This window comes from Paenibacillus sp. FSL M7-1414, from assembly GCF_038003195.1.
GTDB classification, from domain to species: domain Bacteria; phylum Bacillota; class Bacilli; order Paenibacillales; family Paenibacillaceae; genus Paenibacillus; species Paenibacillus amylolyticus.
The window spans coordinates 1,252,621-1,275,575 of record NZ_JBBOOS010000001.1 but is presented as its reverse complement, the minus strand read 5'-3'; the positions used below and the strand labels follow the sequence as shown (position 1 = coordinate 1,275,575).

General features: G+C 47.0%; 21 protein-coding genes. 8 read left to right on the top strand and 13 right to left on the bottom strand.

Annotation, left to right across the window (positions count from 1 at the left end; translation table 11 throughout):
- The first annotated feature begins 119 nt into the window (after positions 1 to 119).
- From MHH92_RS05690 to MHH92_RS05680, 3 genes are read left to right on the top strand one after another with little or no spacing between them, the layout of a single operon-like run.
- The gene (locus tag MHH92_RS05690; RefSeq protein WP_340902559.1) at positions 120 to 1,187 is read left to right on the top strand and encodes a WXG100 family type VII secretion target; all 1,068 of its coding nucleotides are present in this window, start codon (positions 120 to 122) and stop codon (positions 1,185 to 1,187) included.
- 16 nt (positions 1,188 to 1,203) lie between these two features.
- The gene (locus MHH92_RS05685; RefSeq protein ID WP_127547167.1) at positions 1,204 to 1,662 is read left to right on the top strand and encodes a hypothetical protein; all 459 of its coding nucleotides are present in this window, start codon (positions 1,204 to 1,206) and stop codon (positions 1,660 to 1,662) included.
- A 59-nt stretch (positions 1,663 to 1,721) separates the two neighbouring features.
- Entirely contained in the window at positions 1,722 to 2,558 is an 837-nt protein-coding gene (locus MHH92_RS05680) for a hypothetical protein (RefSeq protein ID WP_340902557.1), read from the top strand.
- Between the two features lie 125 nt (positions 2,559 to 2,683).
- Here the strand turns inward: MHH92_RS05680 and MHH92_RS05675 are convergent, their stop codons facing one another.
- On the bottom strand, positions 2,684 to 2,935 hold the full coding sequence (locus MHH92_RS05675; RefSeq protein WP_076251279.1) for a hypothetical protein: 252 nt from the start codon (positions 2,933 to 2,935) through the stop codon (positions 2,684 to 2,686).
- A gap of 276 nt (positions 2,936 to 3,211) precedes the next feature.
- Here MHH92_RS05675 and MHH92_RS05670 point away from each other — a divergent pair, with 276 nt between their 5' ends.
- A complete protein-coding gene (locus MHH92_RS05670; protein WP_127547171.1) occupies positions 3,212 to 3,604 on the top strand; it encodes a RidA family protein in 393 nt (130 codons plus the stop codon).
- 133 nt (positions 3,605 to 3,737) lie between these two features.
- On the opposite strand, the gene MHH92_RS05665 is transcribed toward MHH92_RS05670, so the two are convergent.
- From MHH92_RS05665 to MHH92_RS05645, 5 genes are all read right to left on the bottom strand, one after another.
- Positions 3,738 to 4,367: a copper amine oxidase N-terminal domain-containing protein gene (locus MHH92_RS05665; RefSeq protein WP_340902552.1), complete on the bottom strand. Its 630-nt coding sequence runs from the start codon at positions 4,365 to 4,367 to the stop codon at positions 3,738 to 3,740.
- A gap of 95 nt (positions 4,368 to 4,462) precedes the next feature.
- Positions 4,463 to 7,072 (bottom strand): polynucleotide kinase-phosphatase, encoded by a 2,610-nt coding sequence (locus MHH92_RS05660; RefSeq protein ID WP_340907633.1) that lies wholly within the window; start codon positions 7,070 to 7,072, stop codon positions 4,463 to 4,465.
- Positions 7,073 to 7,137: 65 nt separating this feature from the next.
- Positions 7,138 to 8,622 carry a 3' terminal RNA ribose 2'-O-methyltransferase Hen1 gene (locus tag MHH92_RS05655; protein ID WP_340902549.1) on the bottom strand — a complete coding sequence of 495 codons (1,485 nt, stop codon included), beginning with the start codon at positions 8,620 to 8,622 and terminating at the stop codon, positions 7,138 to 7,140.
- A 59-nt stretch (positions 8,623 to 8,681) separates the two neighbouring features.
- On the bottom strand, positions 8,682 to 9,482 hold the full coding sequence (locus tag MHH92_RS05650; protein WP_340902547.1) for a nucleotidyltransferase domain-containing protein: 801 nt from the start codon (positions 9,480 to 9,482) through the stop codon (positions 8,682 to 8,684).
- Between the two features lie 26 nt (positions 9,483 to 9,508).
- On the bottom strand, positions 9,509 to 11,002 hold the full coding sequence (locus MHH92_RS05645) for a TROVE domain-containing protein (protein WP_340902546.1): 1,494 nt from the start codon (positions 11,000 to 11,002) through the stop codon (positions 9,509 to 9,511).
- A 345-nt stretch (positions 11,003 to 11,347) separates the two neighbouring features.
- Between MHH92_RS05645 and MHH92_RS05640 the strand changes: the two genes are divergently transcribed.
- Both MHH92_RS05640 and MHH92_RS05635 read left to right on the top strand, forming a co-directional pair.
- The gene (locus tag MHH92_RS05640; protein ID WP_253506071.1) at positions 11,348 to 12,703 is read left to right on the top strand and encodes a helix-turn-helix transcriptional regulator; all 1,356 of its coding nucleotides are present in this window, start codon (positions 11,348 to 11,350) and stop codon (positions 12,701 to 12,703) included.
- Entirely contained in the window at positions 12,651 to 13,535 is an 885-nt protein-coding gene (locus MHH92_RS05635) for a WYL domain-containing protein (protein WP_340902543.1), read from the top strand. The genes MHH92_RS05640 and MHH92_RS05635 overlap by 53 nt, the downstream gene beginning before the upstream one ends.
- A 162-nt stretch (positions 13,536 to 13,697) precedes the next feature.
- On the opposite strand, the gene MHH92_RS05630 is transcribed toward MHH92_RS05635, so the two are convergent.
- From MHH92_RS05630 to MHH92_RS05605, 6 genes are all read right to left on the bottom strand, one after another.
- Positions 13,698 to 14,201 carry a hypothetical protein gene (locus tag MHH92_RS05630; RefSeq protein ID WP_340902542.1) on the bottom strand — a complete coding sequence of 168 codons (504 nt, stop codon included), beginning with the start codon at positions 14,199 to 14,201 and terminating at the stop codon, positions 13,698 to 13,700.
- 180 nt (positions 14,202 to 14,381) lie between these two features.
- Positions 14,382 to 15,122, bottom strand: a complete 741-nt coding sequence (locus MHH92_RS05625; RefSeq protein WP_340902540.1) for a hypothetical protein — start codon at positions 15,120 to 15,122, stop codon at positions 14,382 to 14,384.
- Complete coding sequence (locus MHH92_RS05620; RefSeq protein ID WP_017690291.1) at positions 15,119 to 15,817, bottom strand: ABC transporter ATP-binding protein; 699 nt, start codon at positions 15,815 to 15,817, stop codon at positions 15,119 to 15,121. The genes MHH92_RS05625 and MHH92_RS05620 overlap by 4 nt, the downstream gene beginning before the upstream one ends.
- Positions 15,810 to 16,196 carry a GntR family transcriptional regulator gene (locus MHH92_RS05615; RefSeq protein WP_036606428.1) on the bottom strand — a complete coding sequence of 129 codons (387 nt, stop codon included), beginning with the start codon at positions 16,194 to 16,196 and terminating at the stop codon, positions 15,810 to 15,812. The genes MHH92_RS05620 and MHH92_RS05615 overlap by 8 nt, the downstream gene beginning before the upstream one ends.
- A 224-nt stretch (positions 16,197 to 16,420) precedes the next feature.
- On the bottom strand, positions 16,421 to 17,287 hold the full coding sequence (locus MHH92_RS05610; protein WP_340902534.1) for an aldo/keto reductase: 867 nt from the start codon (positions 17,285 to 17,287) through the stop codon (positions 16,421 to 16,423).
- Positions 17,288 to 17,331: 44 nt separating this feature from the next.
- Positions 17,332 to 17,889 (bottom strand): STM3941 family protein, encoded by a 558-nt coding sequence (locus MHH92_RS05605; protein ID WP_340902533.1) that lies wholly within the window; start codon positions 17,887 to 17,889, stop codon positions 17,332 to 17,334.
- 469 nt (positions 17,890 to 18,358) lie between these two features.
- On the opposite strand from MHH92_RS05605, the gene MHH92_RS05600 reads away from it, so the two are divergent.
- Positions 18,359 to 20,368 (top strand): S9 family peptidase, encoded by a 2,010-nt coding sequence (locus MHH92_RS05600; protein ID WP_340902532.1) that lies wholly within the window; start codon positions 18,359 to 18,361, stop codon positions 20,366 to 20,368.
- A gap of 130 nt (positions 20,369 to 20,498) precedes the next feature.
- On the opposite strand, the gene MHH92_RS05595 is transcribed toward MHH92_RS05600, so the two are convergent.
- On the bottom strand, positions 20,499 to 21,188 hold the full coding sequence (locus tag MHH92_RS05595) for a stalk domain-containing protein (protein WP_053061461.1): 690 nt from the start codon (positions 21,186 to 21,188) through the stop codon (positions 20,499 to 20,501).
- A 410-nt stretch (positions 21,189 to 21,598) separates the two neighbouring features.
- Between MHH92_RS05595 and MHH92_RS05590 the strand changes: the two genes are divergently transcribed.
- Positions 21,599 to 22,792 (top strand): MalY/PatB family protein, encoded by a 1,194-nt coding sequence (locus MHH92_RS05590; protein ID WP_340902529.1) that lies wholly within the window; start codon positions 21,599 to 21,601, stop codon positions 22,790 to 22,792.
- Positions 22,793 to 22,955: the final 163 nt, after the last annotated feature.

Genomic DNA, 22,955 nt, shown 5'->3' with positions numbered 1-22,955 from the left:
CGTTGCGAATAAACGTTTCGACCTTTAAAATTAATGGGTAAATATTTCACAGCGTTTCATTTTTGATATATACATAATCTGTAGAAATTCTTAATTTTATCTTCCACGAGGTGAATGTCGTGACCAGGATTATTGTACCGCCTGAGCAGCTTCAGGCAATCTCCAACCAATTTGCTCAAGCTTCGGAACATAGTCGTAGCATGATTAACAATTTAAGCAGACATATAAGTACATTACAGGGCCAGTGGTCAGGAATCACACAAGAGCGTTTCTTTCAGAACTTTCAAGTGGCACATCGGCAAATGGAAAGATTCTCTAGCTCAGTCTCTGCGATTGGCACGGAACTACATACCATCGCAACTCGTTTCTCACAAGCGGATCAATCTCAGGAGCATGGTGTACAGACCAGTACAAGCCAATCCGCTTCTGGGAAAGATGTAAAAACGACGCTATCGGATATATATGATCAAGGAAGTAAGTCTTGGAATATAATTAATGGGATTCATGGGAATGTAGGCCTGATTGGAACAGGACTATATTCTGCTATGGCTACGTCCATGGTACTCTCCAAAACGGTTCATTTCAAAGTAGATCCCCGGAACTCTAGCCGTGCCAAAGTCCATAATGCTCCGTGGGTGAAGGGAAAAGGAAATTCCTTTCTGAGCAACATGGCACGTAAACTGGATAAACAATTCCGCAGCCCGGGTCTGGTCATGAAAGGATTAAAGGGCTTTGATCGACTTGCAGGTAAATTAAAAGTAGGTGATATCGGGCTTGGTTTCAACAAAGCCAACAGCTTCGGTCAATGGACCCGCAATGTTATTGCCGGTGTGAATAAAGGTCAATACGGTATGAAAATTTCCAAAATCCCTACAATGATAAGCAAAAAACTGTTCCCTATCAACGTAGGACTTAATGTTTGGGATGAAGGGGTTAAAACGGTCTCCAAGTATAAGGAAGGAACATTAACCAAAACAGATCTCGCCGTGTCCACATCGAATATCGTGATCAAGTCTGCCTCTGCAGGAGCCGGGGCTATTGTTGGCGGGACCCTATTATCGTTCGCCGGGCCTGCAGGAACAGCAGTTGGAGCTTATGTAGGCGGAGCTATAGGTAGTTATGCCGGAAAACATATAGCCTCAGCGGCTGAAAAAGGGATTAGATGGGTTAGTAAACTCTTCAAATAATACTTAGGAGGTATCCATGCAGTTCGTTACATACCAACGCAAATATGCAATTCGTCATACGCTGATATCTGCTCTTTTTATCATTGCTGGACTTGTCTTGATTGGTGATGTTATCTATGGTGACAACAGCGTTCTTCAAACCTTGTACTTTACTAGTGCGGCATTCTTAAGCTTTTGGTTTGTGGGGCGTCTGTTTATCTGGAACATCACGAGAATATTTGGTACAAACATCTTATTTTCCTTCGATCTGTCTGGCATTAAGACAAATGCAGGAAAACAGTTATCTTGGAAGGATATACGCACCATTGATTTCGTAGCTCCGGGACTAAACAAATGGATTCAACCTACTCCATCCTATTACTTATTCAAAATGGTTGACGGAAAGAGCTTTAAAATATATACGTATAGTCTACTGAAACATCAGGAAAGTGACATTCTTAAAATACTTCGAAAAACCTGGAATGAGCACAAATGACCTTCTAAAAAAAGTAACCTGTATCTATCAATCTACATAGAAAGTAGGCGGTTAAGCTCATGAATAAACGACTTGTTACCTTATCCATTGAAGAATTCGGATTTGCGCTGGCCACACTTGGCGCAGAGGACATTGCAGCCGGTCTCCTAAAACCGATGTATGGCGAGTTATCTGAACAACACTGGGAACTCGTTCTAAGGGCTGCCTCTCACGGTCTTTTATCCAAGGGGCTAATCTTGCATATGGAAGATACCAAGATAGAGATCGAGCCGGAGTTTTTGAAGATGCTTATGCATTTTGCCCAAAGCCGCAGCATGATTAGAGCGTACTCAGACAGCCTTGAACAAGAAAAGGTATTAACCATTCACAAAAGTACGGTTAACAACGATACATACCTCTATCATTTGGCAGTAGATCAACGTGTGCATTTGTTCACCTGGACAGAACCTGAGGAATGGGAAGAGGAGTTGTTCCGATTTTACATAGGGCAACACAAACCATTCATTGACCAACCTACTCAGTTCACGATAACGGAGGAACAATGGACTGTCCTGACGAACGAGGAAAACCATATTTTTTTAGATAGATTCATGGATGATTGGGAGCTTCCTCTAGAAACACGCAAGTTATTGAAGGTATGGCATAACTCTTTTGAAGCTTCTGGTCGTAGTGTGGATAACCTCAGCATCATCAATTATGCCGAAGATGTAATTCCTCTGCCTGATCAAGCTCTCCTGCTGCTTCATACCGAACAAGGTATCTGGAGCATGACTAACAGAGATTCCACCAGCGAAAGTGATTCTAACATCGAGATTGACCAGCATACCAATTCCTCCTTTCGTAAACAATTGCGAGAATGGATCAATCTCTTCGCGGTCCCTGTCTCCCATACTTAAATGTGCAGCACACGCAAAAAAAGTCCAAGAGCCACCACCTTTGGTCTCTTGGACTTCTTCCATTATTTAACCCATGAACTCTCAACTGCCTGCTCAGCCTACTTGTCATGCAGCCTGCCATAGGACTATGATTCAAACGTCGTTCGTTCCGGGAACTTGCCGCCTTCCCTGAATAAACATCGTACCAGTCGCTGCGCGGCTCGGTTAAAGAAAAAACTCGGGCTTACCCCATCCACCTGGACAGGTTCCAGTTCCTTCACACTTTCCTTGATCTTATTCATCTCAATGAGCCCCATCTTTCGCTCATTCGGTCCGAAGCGATAAATAACCTTCTCATCGTCCTCCGTCTGTTTCACCAGCAGAATCACAGATGCCATACAGGTTACCCCCTATCGTTACGTTATGAGATTCCATTAATCACTTGCCTACTATAATTATTACCCAGATTCTAGTGGAAGGATATAGGACTTAAGTTAGTTATACCTAAATTAAATATCCTGATATAAAGATTCTCTGAAATGAGTCGTTAGGCTCACAAACACCGTGTTTACACTATCCCAATGGATAGTCACTGTCATGAAAGTGCGTACTGCCCAAGTCGTTTTTCTCCGTTTATACTAACCATATCTTGAATTTCCAAAGGAGAGAAACTTATGACTACAGCTCAAATATATAGCCACGGGGTCCCGTGGGAAGAGGCATTCAGCGTTGCTCAGGGATACAGTATTAACGGTACGATCTACATTGCAGGTCAATTTTCGCATGATATGCAGGGAACGTTTATTGGTGTCAATGATATTGAAGCACAGGTCCGCCAGACATTGGATAACTTGGATCGCGTGCTCGCAGGATTTAACGTGACCAAGTCGAACATTGCTGAACTGGAGATTTTTTTGGTTCACCCGCAGGAGCATCTTGAGCCATGTGTTGCTGTGTATAAAGAGTATATTGGTACTCATCGTCCGGCCGTTACGATGGTTGGGACATCGGGTCTGGCCTTCCCTCATCAACTGATTGAGATTCGAGCCGTTGCTCATACCAACTGACCCAGGTCATGTCAAAAGTTGCAGCGCCAAGTAAAATGGCCTGATGAGGTTTCGCTTTAACGAAGTTCATATACAAAAAAGAAGCAGGGCCGGATAAACTCCTAACCTGCTTCTTTATGAATTCTTATTCTTATTATTTGACTTTCACCGTCAGCGTATTACCAGATGAAGTGAGGGATGCCCCAAGCCCTTCTACCAAAACTCTGAGGGGAATGTACGTCGTTCCCTTAATTTCTTTGGGTGCTGCCTGTAGGGTGACTTCTTTCCCGTTAACCTTCACCTTTTTACTGCCCAAGGTAAAGATTAGCTTGTACTTGTCTTTGGTAACGGTAATGGTCTGAGTCTTACTGTCCCAAGACGTTTTGGCTTTCATTGCTTTGGCCATCTCACGCAGAGGTACGAGATTTGTGTTATTCATTATAATTGGAGACTCGGTGAAAATAACCTTGGAACCATTTACCTTCACCTGAACAGCAGACTTAATATATTCTGGTTTAGGAGTGGCTTTCTTTTGGGTTGCCGTTGAAGACTTATTACTTTTCTTGGTACTTCCTGAACTGGATGAACTTGAAGAGGAAGATTTGGAACTCGAAGAAGAACCTCCGTTGTGATAATGATATTCCCCTTGTTTCAGCCCCCATTTTGCACAGTTGGTTCGACAGGTGTGCCCTCCACTCGAATCTGTTCTTCCCGGGTGAGCAGACGCAACGGTAGCAAAAATCATGAAAATGGCAAGCAAACTGCTTATTACTTTGATACGCATACGGATAACCTCCAGCAATTAGTTTGGCCAGAGTATCATACCATAATTACCCATACAATATAGGTGAATAACAAAAATTATTTTCATATAACAGTTTACAAACGCGGGTCTACTCGCTCCGACTCCAGTGATAGCGTTGCCAGCACGCATTCATGAATTCGTTCCACTGGCTCTCTGCGTATAAAGCGCTCAATCCCCTCCATGCTCAAAGCACTCTCCATTAAGGCGTGGCGTTCTTTTTTGGATGTTTTACGTTTACGAAGTCGGGACAGATTCTCGGGTGCCAGGTAGTCCATCCCATAGATGATGTGCAAATATGCACGTCCTCGTACTTTAATCGCAGGCTGAATCATTTTGTTATTATTCCAGGCGCGGAACGTTTCCGGTTTGATCACAATACCCTCATGTCCTTCCGCCGTGATCTCATCCCACCAATGAATGACATCCGTTTCATCTGCCTCACTTGCGATTACGCGATATTCCGTCTCCATCATCATGGTCGATATCCGGGCGAACTCACGGTTCTGCTCCATATGCCATTCATGCGTTTGCTCCCAAAATGCTCCCGTGCTATGTGCCAGTGTGTGGAACGGTGCAATCCGTATGTCCCCGATATCCTCCACATCCCAGCAGTATTTCTGGAATACATCGCGGAACGTCTCGGCATTAGCAAGTTTACCTGCTGTCTCCTGCAACCAGTCATCTACATTCCGACCTGCCGCTTCAGCTTCACGCAGTTTGTCCAGCACCGTAGAGCGATCCATGAGCGAGGCTTCAGCAACGTGTGCATATTGTGAAGCAATCAACTCACGCGCCTTCAGATTCCAAGGTACAATCTCCGCATCGAGCAGTACGAATTCGGTCTGATGACGATCAAAATAACCATCTGTGGTCAAGTCCGCTTGTAATCTGGAAAGCACATCTTGCTCTGTCGAAGGGTCAAAAAAGGATCGGCCCGTCCGGGTTACAATGTTCCCCAACATCGGCCTACCCACTCGCTGCACCGCAGCTTGCTCATCGCGGAAAAGAAGCAAAATGGCCCGGCTGCCCATGTGTTTCTTCTCGGCAACCATACGGGTAACGCCCTGTGAGCGATAATATTGGAACGCATCCTGTGGATGCTCCAGGTATCCCTCTACGGAGCATATACCCGGCGGAGGACTCATTGTAGGCGGGATGTAGATCAGTTCTTCCAGCGGCACAGTATAATGGGAAAACGTATCAATCGCCGTCTTCGCCACCTCACCGTGCACAGATACATCAAGTTTGGATGCTGTCTGAACCGTGAAACCCTCCTTGAACTTACGTATGTTGGGTGGAGCAAAACGCCGCTGTTCCCAGCGCTTTAATGGGCTATCCGGATCTCCCGCATAATCCTGCTTCGCCGGAACACTGACTGCCTCACGTTCTGGCATTCGCCAAGCAGTGAGCATGCCACCAAAAACGACACCTTGATCAATGTTGACCGTATCATTCACAATCGTAGGATATGGACGGGGATCATGTCCCCAGACGATGCATTCACCCGAATTGTGATCCACGTACCAATCCTTGCGCACAGGCCGACCCTGATCATCCGTCCCTTCCACATCGCCATACCGGCAGTAATCCTGAATGCGTTTGGACTGTTTTCCGATAAAATGATCTCGAATCCCCGCGTGTGCAACAACCACTTGTCTTACCCCGTTGCGGGAAAAGACCAGATGAGACGGTGCATCAAGCAGAAAGCTCCTTAGCTCTGCACGTACTCGCTTTGCTGTCTCTTGGCCTTGCTCCCGCTCAAACTGTAGCAGTTCCATCTCCACCCGTTCGTCACCATGACTCAACGTAACGTCACGACCATCCAGATAACGCGCGATCTTCCAGCCGTGATTACTGTCAATCATGTAGGCGAGCTCGGCGGCACAATGCCGTTGCCAGAACAACAGACAATTTAATGATTCTGGCCCACGGCTCGTTACGTCACCAACGGAAACCAATTTCCGTCCTTCAGGGTGACGGTACAGACCAGTTCCATCCTCGTCCACATACCCTAGACGGACGATTAATTCCATCATTTCATCGTAACAACCATGAATATCTCCGATGATATCAATACCTGTACCCATATCAATCACCAGCGGATTGGATGTGCGGACAAATGTAATCTCATCTGGCTGCTTCAGCACATAACTGGCATCAAAGCCATCCTCACGGATTGAGCGCAATGTGCGCTTGAACTGTTGCACCTGTTGTTTCACCCGTTGACGCCCACGCGGATAATCCCGTCGGGCATCACGTTCCAGCAGTTCTTTTTCAGGGATGTCCAGCACCACAGCAATTACAGGCACATGAGCTTTCCTTGCCACCTGAATCAGGCGCTCGCGATCCTCGGGATAGAGATGTGTCGCATCGACCCAGGTCAGCTTGTTCAGACGACAGCGGGTTGCGAGCATCGCTTCCATCGCTTCAAATGCTTTGGCCGATACTTGCTGATACTCCGCATAGATCACATTCGCTTCACTGCGGGGACGTTGTTTCCAATCCACATACTCATCATCTCCAACCATCATGCGGAATTGATCGGATGAGACGGCTTCCGTGCGGCGAATGACACTTTCTGCAACGAGACGATCCAGAAGCGTACTTTTGCCACTGTTGGATGGGCCGACGAGAACGACAATGCCTGCATGGGGTAGACGAACCTCACGTTGTCTTTCCTCCATCCCATTTTTCCGATCCTGCTGTCCTCTGCCCACACCAACTGTTTCGCTAGAACCCGTTTTTCCACTCATGATAGACTCTCCTTTCTCCGTTCAAAAATGACCAGTTGGGTAGGTTGTCCATAGCCCTCTACATGCTCACCGATACCCTTAATTTCATAGCCATAGTTCCCGTGCTGCGTCCATTCCTCACACCGGGAAGCCAGCTCCGCACGAGTCCATTCAAAGCGATGATCATGGTGACGGAAACTTTCCTGCTCCATTGCATACACTTCGTTATATTCCTTGTTTGGTGTAGTGACTAGCAACACTTCTGGCTGATATTCGTTCATGATTGTATCCATAATTCCGTTCAGACGATATTCCTCAATATGCTCAATCACTTCGCACAGAATCATAACGTCCTGGTTTTGCATCTGCTCGTCAAAATAAAACAATGAACCGATGATCGGCTCCGGCATAGCCACCACTCCAGAACGACCCTCGAGCTTCGCGAAGCGCTCCATGGCCCGAAGTCGTGACTGGCCCGAAGGTTCAACGGCCAGAATCGACTCCACACCGGGGATGTACGCCAATCGGGCAGATAGCTTGCCTTCCCCTGCTCCCATATCTACAATGCTCCGTTTCACTGGTAACGCTGCAACCACATCTGTGATTGCACGATAACGCAACTCGTTTAACCTCACAGGAGGTTCTGATTGGCTGCCATCGCTAACAGACTCGGACCCACGCTGCTCTTGTTCTCCGTCTTCTCGATGTTCCACGTTAACCTCCTGAATAACCGCCTCCGAGATGTGGCCTATTCCTCTCTCCTGTCCAAAGGACACAGTCAAAGCACCCTCTTGTCGCTCATACTGTCGGATTAGTTCGGCAAAACGCAACGTACGCTTCACAATGAGTTCTTTCAGTGGGTGAGCATCCAGCCACCCTTCACCATATCGTTTGATTTTATCGATCTCATCTTCACTGATGAAATAATGTTTGTAATTATCCAGCACTGGAATCAGCAGAAAGAGCTGACGCAGCGCATGTTGTACCGTGTTACGACCACGCAGGATGATATGGCGAACCGTGCTTCTATTTTTCAGATCAAATGAATACGAAAGCTCTCCACGTTCCACCGAAACGGAGTATCCTAATGGCGAGAATAATTCCTCCACAACCTTATCGGGCAGATCGGAAGCCACTGGGCCAAATTTCAGTTCCAGTTCAAAGGCATGATTCACCCACTGCACATAGTCTTCCTTCGGCTTACCATTCAAGGCCGTCCCGAGCGCCGCACGTATGTAGGAGCAGAACAGACTGCTGGTCACGAACTCACGATCGTTAATATATTGCGTTATGTCATATCCATCAGGTGTACCTCTGACCAGATCCACAGGATCAGGCTCGGCATGAATCAGTACTTCTGTTTCGTTCTCTGTAGCCGCAGTGTACACCATTCTTACACGCACACCTTTGTCTACGCGGTCATATATATTCAACGGATTCTTCGCTAACAAATGGGATACAACCTCCGCGTCAGCGCCGCTTGCTTTCAAGATCAGATGCATCAATTCTCCTCCTTCGGATCAATTCCATTCTCTTTCACGATCTCGTTTGTCATCAAGCCCTAATTAGTTCCCCACACCTCTTGCAACGCAAAACGGAAAATCCGGTCCAATTCTTCAAATTGAATAATCCGCTCATTCTCCATCTGGCCGGCCAGTTGTTCAAAATGCTCGATCTTCTCCGCCAAAAAAGCCTGTATTGCTGGCAACTGCGGCTCCAGATCCAGTTCCTCGCCCGCCTTTTTCCGGCGCAGCAATTCATGAATCTCCGTATATAGCGGTGTAATCGCAGGTACAAGTTCTTGCACAAGCTCTTCAAATGCCATAGGTGGCATCGCATCATAACGTTCAATCCAGCCACAAGCGAGTAAGGGACGTAACACATAGAAATACTTTTTAATCCTCACTCGCTCACCTTGTAAATAATCCCGAAAATTGCCCTTCGCCATATTCAGATAATGATACATACAGGACTTGGGCGAGAAGGTCAAAGGCGACAGTGCACGGATATGCTGTGCCACGTTATACTGTTCATCATACTGAATCGGGGATTGCAACCATTCCAGCAGTGGTGGATTTGATTTGCGAAACAGCTTCAACGCCTTGCGCAGATCCCAACCATTGATATCGAGCTGATCACTGATTGGACGTTCGATCACATCCCTTTTATCCTCAATCGACAAGTACCACTCCAGCGGTCTCACATACAGGAAACGCACATCATAATCACTATCCTGTGAAGGAAATCCCCAGGCTCGACTGCCCGATTCACAGGCATAGATAATCCTTACCTGCTCCTCCTGTTCAATCTGCTTCAGCTGTTGTCTAATCGTATCTCTCATTTCTTCATGAACATAGGTCATGGTCCGCCCCCTCCAAATCCCCCAATTTAAATCGCTATCTCTCTCACCCGGTTCGCGAGTGTATCATATCCTGCCACAGTCTCGGCAATATACGTCAATACCGTTTCACTCCAACCGTAGATGTAAAAGGTTTTGCCATCCCGTGGCGGTACCATTGCCTGCTGATAAGGTGCTATATCCACAATAAATGCCTTCAACTCCGGATTCATCATCCGGCGATATCGCTCAAGCTCAGCATATAACGGGCTGCCTTCATTCTGCTGTTCATCGGTGATCATAATGATCTGATCCACTTTTTCTCCGATATCCCGAAGTTCCCGCACTGTTCGACCCGTGTCTGTTCCACCTTGTGCGCGAATACGGTGAGCTTGGGAAAGGATGCTCTCATCCATCTTGGGACGAGCATCCTCAACCATATGGTCGAATAACCAGAACAGCGCGTTACCTCTTGTTTGTTTATAAAGCGCCAGTGCCAGCACCGAACCAATCCGCAAATAATCCCCTTGCATGGAACCGGAGCGATCCAGGAAAATAGCGGTTCTTCCCGGCAGTGTTGGCAGGTTGCCAATGGATAGCTCCACCGCTTGCCGCAAAGCATCCCGCAACTCTTCTCTCGCAATCATTTCATATGCACTGGCGAATCGGAAAGGCAAGATGCGCGACTTACGCAGGGCTTCTGCATCCGTTAGACGACCTGTTACGTAATCGATATTTTTCGATTTTTCAAAAACACCTGCCCGATCCATTGCATTCAGATGGCGCAGCAACGCAAAAGTCGGCATCTGTGACATTAACCCCTCCCACACCGTACGTGTCGGTTGCATGATCGAGGTGACCACCGAATACGGCAGTTTACCTTTCTCGATCAGATGCATCCGGCTTGCCGGGTTTGGAGTAGCTTTCAGCTTTTCAAGCGCCTGCAACTGCGGTAGTTCCGTAAGATCCACCTCATGCCCGCGCAAATAACGGAATAAGGCTTGCTGCTTCAGATCTATCGGCTTGGGATGTGCTGTAGCGATCATATCGCCCAGACTGTATCCACGCCCACGCCCGTTGTATTTGATCGCCCAATATTCAGTAATGCCGTTCAAAAATTGACTTACCTGACGTTTCACCGCTCGGCCGCCCTGCCCCCGACCCAATCCTCTCAGAATCGTCAGAAAATCGGCCAAGTCAGCCGGTGTCTGTACGACCTTGGAGAATACCTTTGCAAACTGATCCGGGTCCACCTTGGACAAGAGTGCCAGCCCGTATAGAGGCTGTAACCGCATCAAACCTTCATTACGAGCATAGACCAGCGCCCGCGCCATAAACCCTGCATCGACCTCAGCCATCTCCTGATGACTGACCATCGCATCGTCCATCAGTTGCTGTGTATCTGTATAAAACGTATTGTTCAATGTATTGGTCATCAACATCTGTATATATTGTTCCTCCACCAATCGCTCATAGGCTCCGTAGCCCCCATGATTACGTGTCGTTGGCTGAGGTTGATTAAATAATTGTTTCGCTCTGCTCATCACTCATGACCTCCCGGTGTGAGTCTATTTGCTGTTCTTTCATAATAAAATGTTCCGAGGAAAAAGGTGGGAAGGTATAATACCCGCTCTACCGCTGAGCTACACCGCCATGAACGGCGGCGATTGGATTCGAACCAACGACCTGGTCGATTAACAGTCGAAGTAACCCTCCCTGGCGCCTCGGAACCTTGATTCACAGCGCTTGTTGCTGCCCCGCTTCACAACCTTATTATGCCTCACGCACCCACACGCGAACATGGTAAAAGTATGACGACCTTCATAACTTTAAAATGAAACCTGCCACTCATCCTGCTACAATGAAGGGATAACAAGGAGTGAATGTTCATGGCAAGAGAGAGTTTTGACAAAGAAATTCAGTTCTTACGCATGTTATCCCTAACAAGCGGTGCATATAACCGCAAACAATATGCCGAGCGGCTTGGCATATCCGTACATACCTTTGATAAAACCAATCGCAGATTAAAAGAAATCATGCAGACCGTCGCTGACCAGCGTTCAGGTGCCGAAGCAAGCCTGGAAATGGCAGATCTCGTCCGCTTCCAATACGGGGAGTCGGCAGAGCCTATGTTACTCTTCCTCTTCCGCGCCAAGTCGATGAAAGAGACTGAAGTTCAGCGGCTTTCTGTCCTTTTGCATACCTTACAACATAAAACCCTGACCGCGATGGAACTGCTGGACGCCTGCTGTGCTGATCTGCCGGAGGATCTGGCGTTACCTGACGAGAAAACCATTCGTTCCGATCTGAAGTATCTGGAAGAGGTTGGGGTTATCCGAAAAGAGCCGGGTGGCAGACCGTATCGATATGCTTTACAACAGGACGTCCTTACCGAATTGACAGTGGAGGAACAGCTGGAGTTGTATGATTTTGTGGATATGATGGCGAACACCCAGGTTCCTTCCGTACAGGGGTACTTATTGCGCGACAGTTTAAAAAAAGCAATTACGGCAAGTTTCCCGCAAGAAGAAGCTACCGAGCCCTATATCTATAAGTATCACTATTATTCTCGTATCCTGGATGAAGCTCATCTCTACACGCTGCTTAGTGCGATTCGTCAGCGTAAACGTGTGCAGTTCCTATACTATTCACCGAAAAAACCATCAAGCTACAGTTCACAGAATACGAATCCACGTTTTGAACGGGAAGCAGGCGGACGATCCAACCGAATCGTGCCCCTTGAAGTGATCTATGACCATCAGTATGGTCGTTGGTATGTAATTGGATATCAGGGCCGGCGCGGCTTTGTGAAATTCCGCATGGAAGGCATAACACAATTGGAGGAACAGGATTCAGTAGAAGAGCAATACATGCTTGAATTGAAGCAGCAGTGGACTGACATTAGTCGCTACAGTTGGCTCGTGGATACGGGAAATACCGTGACGGTTCAAGCTCGCTTTTTCCACCCGGAGCGTGGTCAGCGCAACTTTATTCTGGATCGGGTTCGTCTGCAAGGTCAATGGGGCAAAATTATACCCGAAACGGATCATACCTTTCTCTACGAAATCCAGGTCAACGGTACTACCGAGATCAAACCGTGGTTACGGAGTTTTGGCTCAAGTTGCGAAATAATCGCACCTCAGAGACTACGCCAGGAGATGATTAAGGAATGGAAGGAGATTGCGGAATATTATGAACCTGTTCGAGAAGATGTTCAATTACCAGATGATGACACGACTGAATGAAACCGGACTGTTCACCTGGACCTCACAGGAACGGGCCTGGCTTCGCATGATGCTGAATCACCCTGCTGCGAGAGAAGCGCTGAGCGCTGTAACGTTGGATAAAATGTACAACATGCTGAATGGTGAGCAGGACCTGAACCTTCAAGATTACCTGACTGAAAAAGCCAAAAGCGAAGAAAATAATGTCTCTCACCCACTGCTTAGACAGTTACGGCTAATCATTCTGCATCATCAGGGATTTCGCATGACGGGTCGCGTCCGCAATGGACGCACGAGCCATGATGAATTCGGCTTCCCGTATAAACTGGAGTATTCCATGGTCAAAAAAGAATGGTACGTGCTCTGGTATGCTCCTCGCTTCGACAAACTAATGTCGACCAAGCTGCACAGCATCGTTACCGTGGAAGCCCAACCGGTTGAACCGGATACCGCTTCTGGCTACACTGCCCGAATTGCTGTGATAACGGAAAAGCGCAAAACGACCATCACCATCGAGGTACTGCCCGAGTTCAATCAGGAACTGTCCCGAATCCTCTATGCCTTCTCCTGCTTTGAGAAACAGGTCGAGTACCTGGAAGCCAAGCAGACATATCGGATCGAGCTGACCATTCCGCGCAATGAGATGGATTACGTCTTATCCAAAATGCGTTTTCTCGGCAAACGGGTTCGAATCGCTGACCACACAGTGCTGCGGGAGCGGATGTCCGAAACAGCTGCGAAGGCATTAGCCCGTTATGCGGAAAAAGATCCTGATATGCATTCCGAACACTCCAATGAAGTTCAGCACCGCCAACGTGAGGAAGGCTCTCTTGCGAAAGCCGATGGTCAATGATTTTGTAAGATTGGGTTAACCATAACTATTGCTCAAAAGACAAATCCATATCCATATACGAAAAAAGGTCTGGATCATCTCATCCAAACCTTTTTTTGCGATACTTGCTTGCTCATAAAAATGTCATAAACTTATCAGCGGAAGTAACTCTATTCGTTCCACTTACGTCGCTCCACCACTGCTAGCTGCCGAGTTCCTTCTTTTGTTAACCGCGTGCACGCCCATGACCACTGCAATTAATTCATACGTGTCCAGTTGTTCCGACTGATTATCTAATACAAATGCCCCTGAACTAAACCAGCCGCTGGTACGACGGAAACTGGCCACGATGCGGCCACCACTGCCACTTATATCATATTCCTGCGAAAATGCTGGGGCAGACACATCATACGTACCGCGTGATCCTGCGTCATATTCATACTTTTTGCTAAAGAAACTGAACCTGGCCCGCAACACACCCAGATGTCTCCCATCTGCTGCAGTGATATCCCAACGATTCGTTAACATGCGAAATTTGCCGCTACAGACTAATCCCGAGTTATCCGATACATCGAGCGAAGAACCAAAGACACTTTTCAAATCCAGATGCCCCGCCTGTTCCTGATTCGGATTCATAATCTCGGTGTAACCCGCGTTAAAAAAGTTATCCCTGAAGTATAGTTCCATAACGCTTCCTCCTTTCGCTTACATATCCTTTTGTTCTCTTTAACCTAATCTCACATCGAGCACACAATATATCTATATATACGTATAATTAATGGTAGTGGATTCAAAAAGTGGATTATTACTGGATGTAAAAAAACGAGCAACCCTGGTTGCTCGCATCACGTTCAAATTATCCTGTCATCAAACTTCGACTTTTTTGTTGTTCAAGTAAATGGTAGCCCATACCAAGATGACCGCCACAATGACTTCAAATACAATGCTTCCCCACATGCCGTCCGACCATAGTACACCATTGGCTGTGATTGCAATACCTGTACTTTCTTCCGTATACCGGAACATCTCAATTGGACTGAAACGTCCTGTCGTAATGATATTTTCCAACCAGCCAAGCAGATTAACGAGGACAAAGAATGCAACGATTCCAATCCATGGCCCCGTTCTCCAACGGAAGCTGCCTGCAATCGAGATCGAAAGGAAGATAATGACGGTCATGAATACCATAACCCATGCGCTAAACAGCAACAAACTAATATAATCCGAAACATGCAGACCCGAAAGATCAATATTGGTAGCCATGTTCATTCGTAGCTTCATTGAGATATAGATGTAGGCATGAGTCGCGAATATAATGACTAACCCCAACCCGCAAAGTAGTCCAAAGATCAAAGGAGACAACACATGTGATAGGCCCGTTACGGGTAACAGACGGCGATTATAAGAGCGGATATTGGACGTGTATGTTTTGATCATTTTCACATAAATAGCCACACCTACTCCAACATAACCCATAATGCCAAGCACAATCCCTGTGACCTCAGACACGAAAAGGGAAAGCCCCACTTGAGCGATAATCAAAATAACTAGCCCAGCCAGCAGTGTATTCCAGTTCCTTCTAAAGTCATACTTCAATAATGTCATCATTCCGCATAGACCTCCTTGAACATCTCATCCACACTTTTCCCATATTTCAGACGGAGCGTTTCCACTTCTTCCCGCATCACCAGCTCACCCTCGCGAATAAAGACAACTTCATCAAAAATCCGTTCGATATCATTCACAAGATGCGTGGAGATGATCAGACTGCTGTCTTCATCATAGAATTTCACGATCGCATCCAGAATCTTGCCACGCGCAACCGGATCTACTCCGCCAATCGGTTCATCCAACAAATACAGACGAGCCTTACGAGAAAGTGCCAGTGTTAGTTGTAGTCGTTCATTCATCCCTTTCGACAGATGCCGTACCCGGTCACTCTCGACAAGGTTCATGAAGTCCAGCATCTCCCGCGCCTTCTCTTCATCAAAATCAGCATAGAAATCGCGATAGTACGCAATCGCATCCCGCACTCTCATCCACTTCTCGGTTAATGGGCGATCCGGCATAAATGAAACCAGCGCCTTTGTCTCCAGCCCAACAGGCTTACCTGTAACTTGAATCGTTCCGCTGCTCGGATGCAACAAACCTGCAACCAGCTTCATGAGCGTGCTTTTTCCACTACCGTTGCTACCCAGCAGACCTACGATTCGTCCCGGTGCAATATCCAAAGTAATATTACTGAGCGCTTTCTTATTGCCATATGTTTTATTGATCTGGTTCAGTTCAAGGATGTTACTCATGCGTTGTCCCTCCCTTTCCTTCCGCAACGGCATCGGCTACGATGGATAAGATATCCTGCTCTTCGATCCCCAGTTCCTGCATTCCGGTCAGAAAGCGTTCCAGCAATTCACCGGCCATCTCTTTTTTGATCGTCATAATCTTCCGCTCCTCACTGGTCACATATCTGCCCAAGCCCCGTTTGGTTTCGACCACTTCTTCCCGCTCAAGCTCCTGAAATGTCCGTTGTACTGTATTTGGATTGATCTGTAGTTCAGCCGCCAGTTCACGAACCGAAGGAATTTTGTCACCTGCCTGAAGTGTCCCGGTTACAATCTGTCTTTTGATGTACTGCATGATCTGCAGATAGATTGGTAAATTGTTATCAAATTCTATAGTCACAAAGCTCTCGCTCCCCTCTGTACTGGTGTGTTAGTTACATAGTACACTAGTGAAATAGTGTTGTAAAGCCCATTTGTTAAAATATATATTCGCTCAATTGAAGGGCAAGCTTCTGCTATCGATATCCATACAAAAAAAGAGCAGATCGTGAAGATCTGCTCTGCATAACTTTATTAATCGTATTGTTATCTTATTCATATGCTTATCCAATAAAAAAGAGCCAGCTACACGATATCTAGAGGTACTTTGCCTTTAGGTGCAGGGAATGCCTCATCCAAACGGGCGAGTTCCTCTTGTGTCAAAACGATATTCACTGCCGCTGCATTGTCTGCCACATGATTCAGCTGTACCGCCTTGGGAATCGCCAGCACATCTCCATCCCTGATCACCCAGGCTAATGCGATCTGCGAAGTCGTAACTCCTCGATCCTGTGCAATATCCTGAATGACGGGATGCTCCAACAATTCACTTCGAAGTCTGCCACCCTGTGCCAGTGGACAATACGCCATTACAGGAACGCTCCGTTCCCGCATCCAGGGAAGCAGATCATGTTCAATACCACGCGAAGCTGCATGGTAGAGCACCTGATTCACCATGCACTGAGACCCCTCCGGCAGACTCCATAACTCCTGCATATCTTTTGTATCCAGGTTTGATACACCCCAGCGAAGAATTTTACCGGATTGCTTCATTTGCTCCAAAGCTTCAACCGTCTCTTCGAGTGGTACTCCCCCTCGCCAGTGGAGCAGATACAGATCCAGGCGATCTGTTCCTAAGCGCTTAAGACTACGTTCACAGGCCGTAATCATCTGCTTACGATCCGCATGATGGGGATACACTTTGGATACGAGAAAAACTTCATCACGATGGCCCGAGATGGCCTTTCCCGTAACAACCTCTGCCCCACCTTCTGCATACATCTCCGCTGTATCAATCACGGTCATTCCCTGTTCAATACCGGAACGCAGTGCACGTACTTCTTCTTGCTGACTGGATTGCTTCTCTCCCATGTTCCATGTGCCTTGTCCTATCGCAGGCAGGGCAGTTCCATCCGGAAGTAGAATCGTGCGTGTTGCATCACCATGCATCATCTATATTCCTCCATTCTGAAGACTCTATGGACATTGTGACCTCTCTAACGACGACTATACGAATCATAAATCATGTTATCACTCACATGTCTCCAGTGGCTCATCATCATGATATACAATTGATCCAGCGAAACTGTGAGGCTACTTTGGGCAACGCTGATGGTCGCATCAACCATATTGCTGTTGACCGTCATCAATTTGCGTTTCATCCCATTCTGGCGATCCAGAAAGGCTTTCTCGTCCCGCAACTTGATCCCGATCATTTTCTGTCCCATCAATTCATACATAAAAATATTCTCAACGTCTTTCCAAGCCACTGCTCCTCCTGCGGTATAAGAAGATGCATCCACAAACCCATCCTCATCGATTACAAAAGAAGGTTCCTTCTTAATCATCTTTACCAGACTGTAGCAGAAACATAGCCCAAAAAACAAAATGGATAGAAGTCCAATCACATCCGAAAGGATGGAATCATTCGTAAATGAAGAACTATCAAAAATCAAAAAAAATCCGGCTGCCACAAAAAGTGCTGCCCCTGCCGTGAGCCACGCCATTCGTTTCCGGTTTGGATATTCCACATGCTGCTCATAGGATGTGCTCAACGTGACGTTCCTCCTCCATTGCGACTGAATCATACGAGTTCTATATAAACGAATGGCTAAGAACCAAATACCTGAAATGTAGAACAGGAATTGCATTGTACATTAAACCAAATTAACCAATGTTAAACATTGAATTAAGACCATTTTTCGTCATTTCTGCGCTTATTCAACATTAGGATTCGTCATCCTTCGAGCAAATCCTTTTAACACACCTATATGAATTGAACTAAAGAATGTTTGCACCACCCACTCCGATGACAGAACAACCTTCCGATCACTGTTATCCCCAGATTTTTCGATTCCACTTTTTCAAAGTGAAAATCCGGGGATAAAGGCGAACGCTCCGCTTCTTCAGGTAATTTCTGTCCTCTCCGCTATCACCCTTATTGTCCTGTCCCTTGCTTTCCGTTAATATAAATGGAAAGGTTAGGAAATTAACCAATTCTAATTCATGGTGGGAGGACAAACAATGATGAGTCAGCGCGGCATAACATCGGAAGATCTTTATCAGATTACATGGGTTAATGATCCAACTCCGTCCCCTCAAGGCGGACAACTGGTATATGTAAGCCGGAAAACGAATGAAGCACGTGACGGTTATTGTTCTCACCTGAGACTGCTGCATCTGGGGAGTCAGAAGGACAGGCCCTTTACCTCTGGTGAGAAGGATCATTCCCCTGCCTGGTCGCCCGATGGGTCTCAGCTTGCCTTTTTAAGAGAGGTTGATGGGAAATCCCAAGTTTGGATTATCGCATCAGATGGCGGAGAAGCACAGCAAATCAGTCACCTGAAACATGGCGTCAGTTCTCTGCTCTGGTCACCGGATGGTCATACTTTGCTTGTGAAATCATCCGTGGATATGAGCGGAAATGAAGAATCAGAACATACAGATCCTATAAACGATAAACCCAAACTGCTGCAAGAACATGTCGTAGACCGGATTCGCATGAAGTCAGATGCCAGTGGATTATGGAACGGTCGACGTTCCCACCTCTTCGCTCTCGCACCGATCGATGCGGAAGCAATTCCTGTAACTACAGGTCATTATGACGTCGGAGACTACGCCTGGTCCCCGGACGGAACATCCATCGCTTGGATTGCGCAGATGCCTGAAGAAGGCGAGGACCATAATGATTACACCCTGACTAATCATGTGTACCTTGCCAAAGCAGACGGATCGGATGTGCAACAGTTGACCCCGGAAGGATATACGTTCAGCCGACTGGCCTTTGCGCCGGATGGACAATCTCTTGCACTGCTCGCCAGTGACCGTTCCTATGGAAATGCCACACTTGTGAAGTTGTACACCCTTCAGATATCAGGTGGTGAACTCGTATGTCTGAGCACGGATTGGGACGTACAGTTGAATCACAGCATTGTTGGCGACATGCGTTCACATCTGACAACCACGGGGCCTGTATTCAGCAGAGATGGTTCTTCAATCTTCTGTCTGGCGACCATCCATGGTAGTGTACGCATCGCCAAATTCGCTCGAGACGGCAGCAGTGCCGACTATATATGGCCTGACGAACGGGAGATTTATCAATTTGCCGAGTTGGAAAACGGGCAGATCGTTGCCGCTGTAGCCGATACACTAAATCCTGGTGATCTCTATATATATGAACAAGCGGAAAATCCCGGGGTAGAACCGATTCAGCTCACCCGCAGCAATCCACAGCTTGAGGATGAGATCCATCTAAGTACACCTGAGACCTTCTGGTTCAATTCCTCAGATGGCCTACGGCTGCAAGGATGGATCATGAAACCTCCTGGCATGGTCGACGGGGTCAAAATTCCGACCATTCTGGAGATTCATGGCGGCCCGCACATGATGTATGGTTTTACATTTATGCACGAGTTCCAGATTCTCGCCGCACAAGGCTACGCTGTTGTGTATATCAATCCACGCGGTGGCCTCGGATACGGGCAGCAGTTTGTAGACGCCTGTCGCGGAGATTATGGCGGTGGCGATTATCGCGATCTCATGGAGAGTGTGGATTATGCCCTGTCCCAGTATGAGTTTATCGATGAATCCAGACTGGGCGTAACCGGAGGCAGTTATGGTGGCTTCATGACCAATTGGATTGTTGGACACACGGATCGCTTCAAGGCCGCTGTTACCCAACGTTCCATCTCCAACTGGCTATCCTTCTATGGCGTAAGTGACATTGGATATTTTTTCACGGAAGACCAGATTGGCGGTAACGCGTGGGATGACACGGAAAAACTGTGGAAACATTCTCCGCTCGCTTATGTCGGCAACGTGAGTACTCCGCTGCTCATTTTACATGGCGAACAGGATCTGCGGTGTCCAATTGAACAGGCCGAGCAATTGTTCATTGCGCTGAAAAGAGGCAAGCAGACCACAAGGCTCGTTCGTTTCCCAGGGGCAAACCACGAGTTGTCCCGTGGAGGTCACCCTCACTTGAGGGTACGCCGTTTGGAGCATATTGCCGGATGGTTTAACGAGTACCTGTAGCGGACTAATATCTAGACTATTAATTCAGAGTATAGAACCAGATATGGATTCAACCCTAAAAGCCGTCCAATGAAATCTGTTATGATTTCAACGGGCGGCTTTTGCTGTTTACCTTTTATAGAAGGAAGAATTACTCTTCGCCCCACACTACGGTGATTTCATTCAGATCCTTGTTGGTTGCAGACACCGAACCTGTGATGGTCACGGCATATTTGCCATCTTCACGACCCACGATGCTGAAGCCGTCTGCCTGGATATCCTGAGTGTTCTGACTCAAATTTTTGGTCTGGTAGTAGTCTTTGTAGGATGTTCCAACGGTTAGCAACGTTTCTTTGGTTGTGTACGTGAGCACTACTTTTTTGTCACCATCCATTATGTTCTCAATGAGACTTGTTGCCTTCGCATCCTTCGGTAATGGGAAATCAGCCGGAAGATACTTGGACTTCACTCCTGCCGCCTGTGTGTTTGTACCTGTTGAGGGCGATGTCGATCCGCTGTTGCCTGTGGATGTTGACCCACCAGAAGAGCTTGAAGAACCGATGCTTACTTTATTGTTTTGGGAATCATACTTCACTTCGGTCTTTAACGCATCGGCAATCGAACGAACGGGGAGATATGTACTGCCTTGATATGTAATTGGCGCAAGCTTTTTGCCCTGGTCACCTGTCGGTGTAAATTTCTGTCCGTTCACTTCGATGGCGAGCCCATGGTTCAGATAAGCTTTGATTGTCTCCAGTTGTGTACCTGCATATACACCTGCCGATCCGGTTAACACCATGCCAAACACACCCGCAGCAATCAACCACTTTTTGCTTTTCATCCCTAAACGCCTCCTGAGTTCAAATGTCAGCCTTATGCATAATACGATTCAAGCGATCGCTCGATGTACGCGAAAGACTCATGTAGTTATGCTCATCATGTATGGGTACGAGCTTATTCGGATAACAGCCCGTTGTTCCACCAAATGTTAGCAATATAATAGCATCTGACAAGAGGTTGTAAATAATATATGAACAAAACAGGACCAAGGGCGTACAAAAATAGTCTTTGTCGTATTCCCGCTGTACTCTCGCTCGTTAAGTTGTTCTTATATGAATAAAGTCCTGAATTCCAGACCATACATATGAAGCTAATCATACACGCACAATAGTTGCGAAATTAACCAATGTATTAGATAATTATTTGTCGATTTGTGGTCGAAGGAACGGAACTCAAGGGGGATTAAATACGATGAACAACAATAACAGCACATTTGACCAGTCTATTAACCGGATCTCTACCGGATCAGAAAAATGGGATGCGCTTGAGGATATCTTCGGAGCCGCTGATGCGCTTCCGATGTGGGTGGCCGATATGGATTTTGCTGCTCCACCATCCGTCATTCAGGCCCTGAAAACACGGATGGAGCACGGGATTTTTGGTTATACAGTACGGACTGAGGCGTATCATGCAGCTGTTGCAGGCTGGATGGAACGGCGCCACAACTGGAAAATTAACGATGACTGGATTGTATTCACTCCAGGTATTGTGCCTGCACTCAGCATTGCTGTACAACGATTCACTCAACCGGGAGATGCAGTGGTCATCCAAACTCCGGTGTATGCTCCCTTCTATGAAGTAGTGCGTGGTCAGGGCCGTGAACTGATCACCAATCCTTTGGTAGAGAATAATGGTCATTACACGATGGATCTGGAACAACTGGAATCCAGCTTGCAGACCGGTCGGGTCAAAATGCTGATTCTGTGCAGTCCTCATAACCCGGTTGGACGGGTATGGACTCGTGAGGAGCTTGAAGGGCTTACGTCACTGTGTCTGCAATACAACGTACTGATGGTTTCAGATGAAATCCATGCCGATCTTGTTCATCAGCGCGGAACTCATACACCACTGACCCTGATCTCAGACGCCGTCTCTGATCTAAGTATCATCTGTACGGCTCCAAGCAAAACGTTCAACATTCCTGGCCTCAGCACATCCAACATCATCATCCCCAATGCCAAGTTGCGAGAATCGTTCGCGCAGGGTGTAAAAACGATGGGACTTGCCAATATCAGCACACTGGGGGCTGTTGCAACCGAAGCTGCTTACAATGATGCCGAGGAATGGCTGGATGAGTGCCTTGCCTATATCCGTGGAAATATGGCGTATGTACAGCAATATGTTGCGGAACATATGCCTCAGATTAAAATGCATCTGCCCGAAGCAACCTATCTGTTGTGGATGGATTTCCGGGAACTGAATATTCCACATGCACAACTATGCAACAGGCTTCTTCATGAAGCAGGGCTTGCTTTCAATGACGGGAGTTTCTTTGGAACAGAGGGTACAGGGTTCATGCGCATTAATGTAGCCTGTCCACGTTCCACGGTTGAAGAGGCGATGCGCAGGTTATCTGTGTTATTAAGCAATGTGTCGGGCAAATAAGCTGTCCAGTTACATCTATGTACGTTGCGAACAAAACGTGTACTGTTCGTTAAATGGTGAATATTTGTCAAAATAGAAAAAGGGGTGCCTCGTAGTCAAGTCCATGACTCATATTCATGGTCAATGACTTCACAAGGGTCACCCTTTTTGCATTCGATCATTT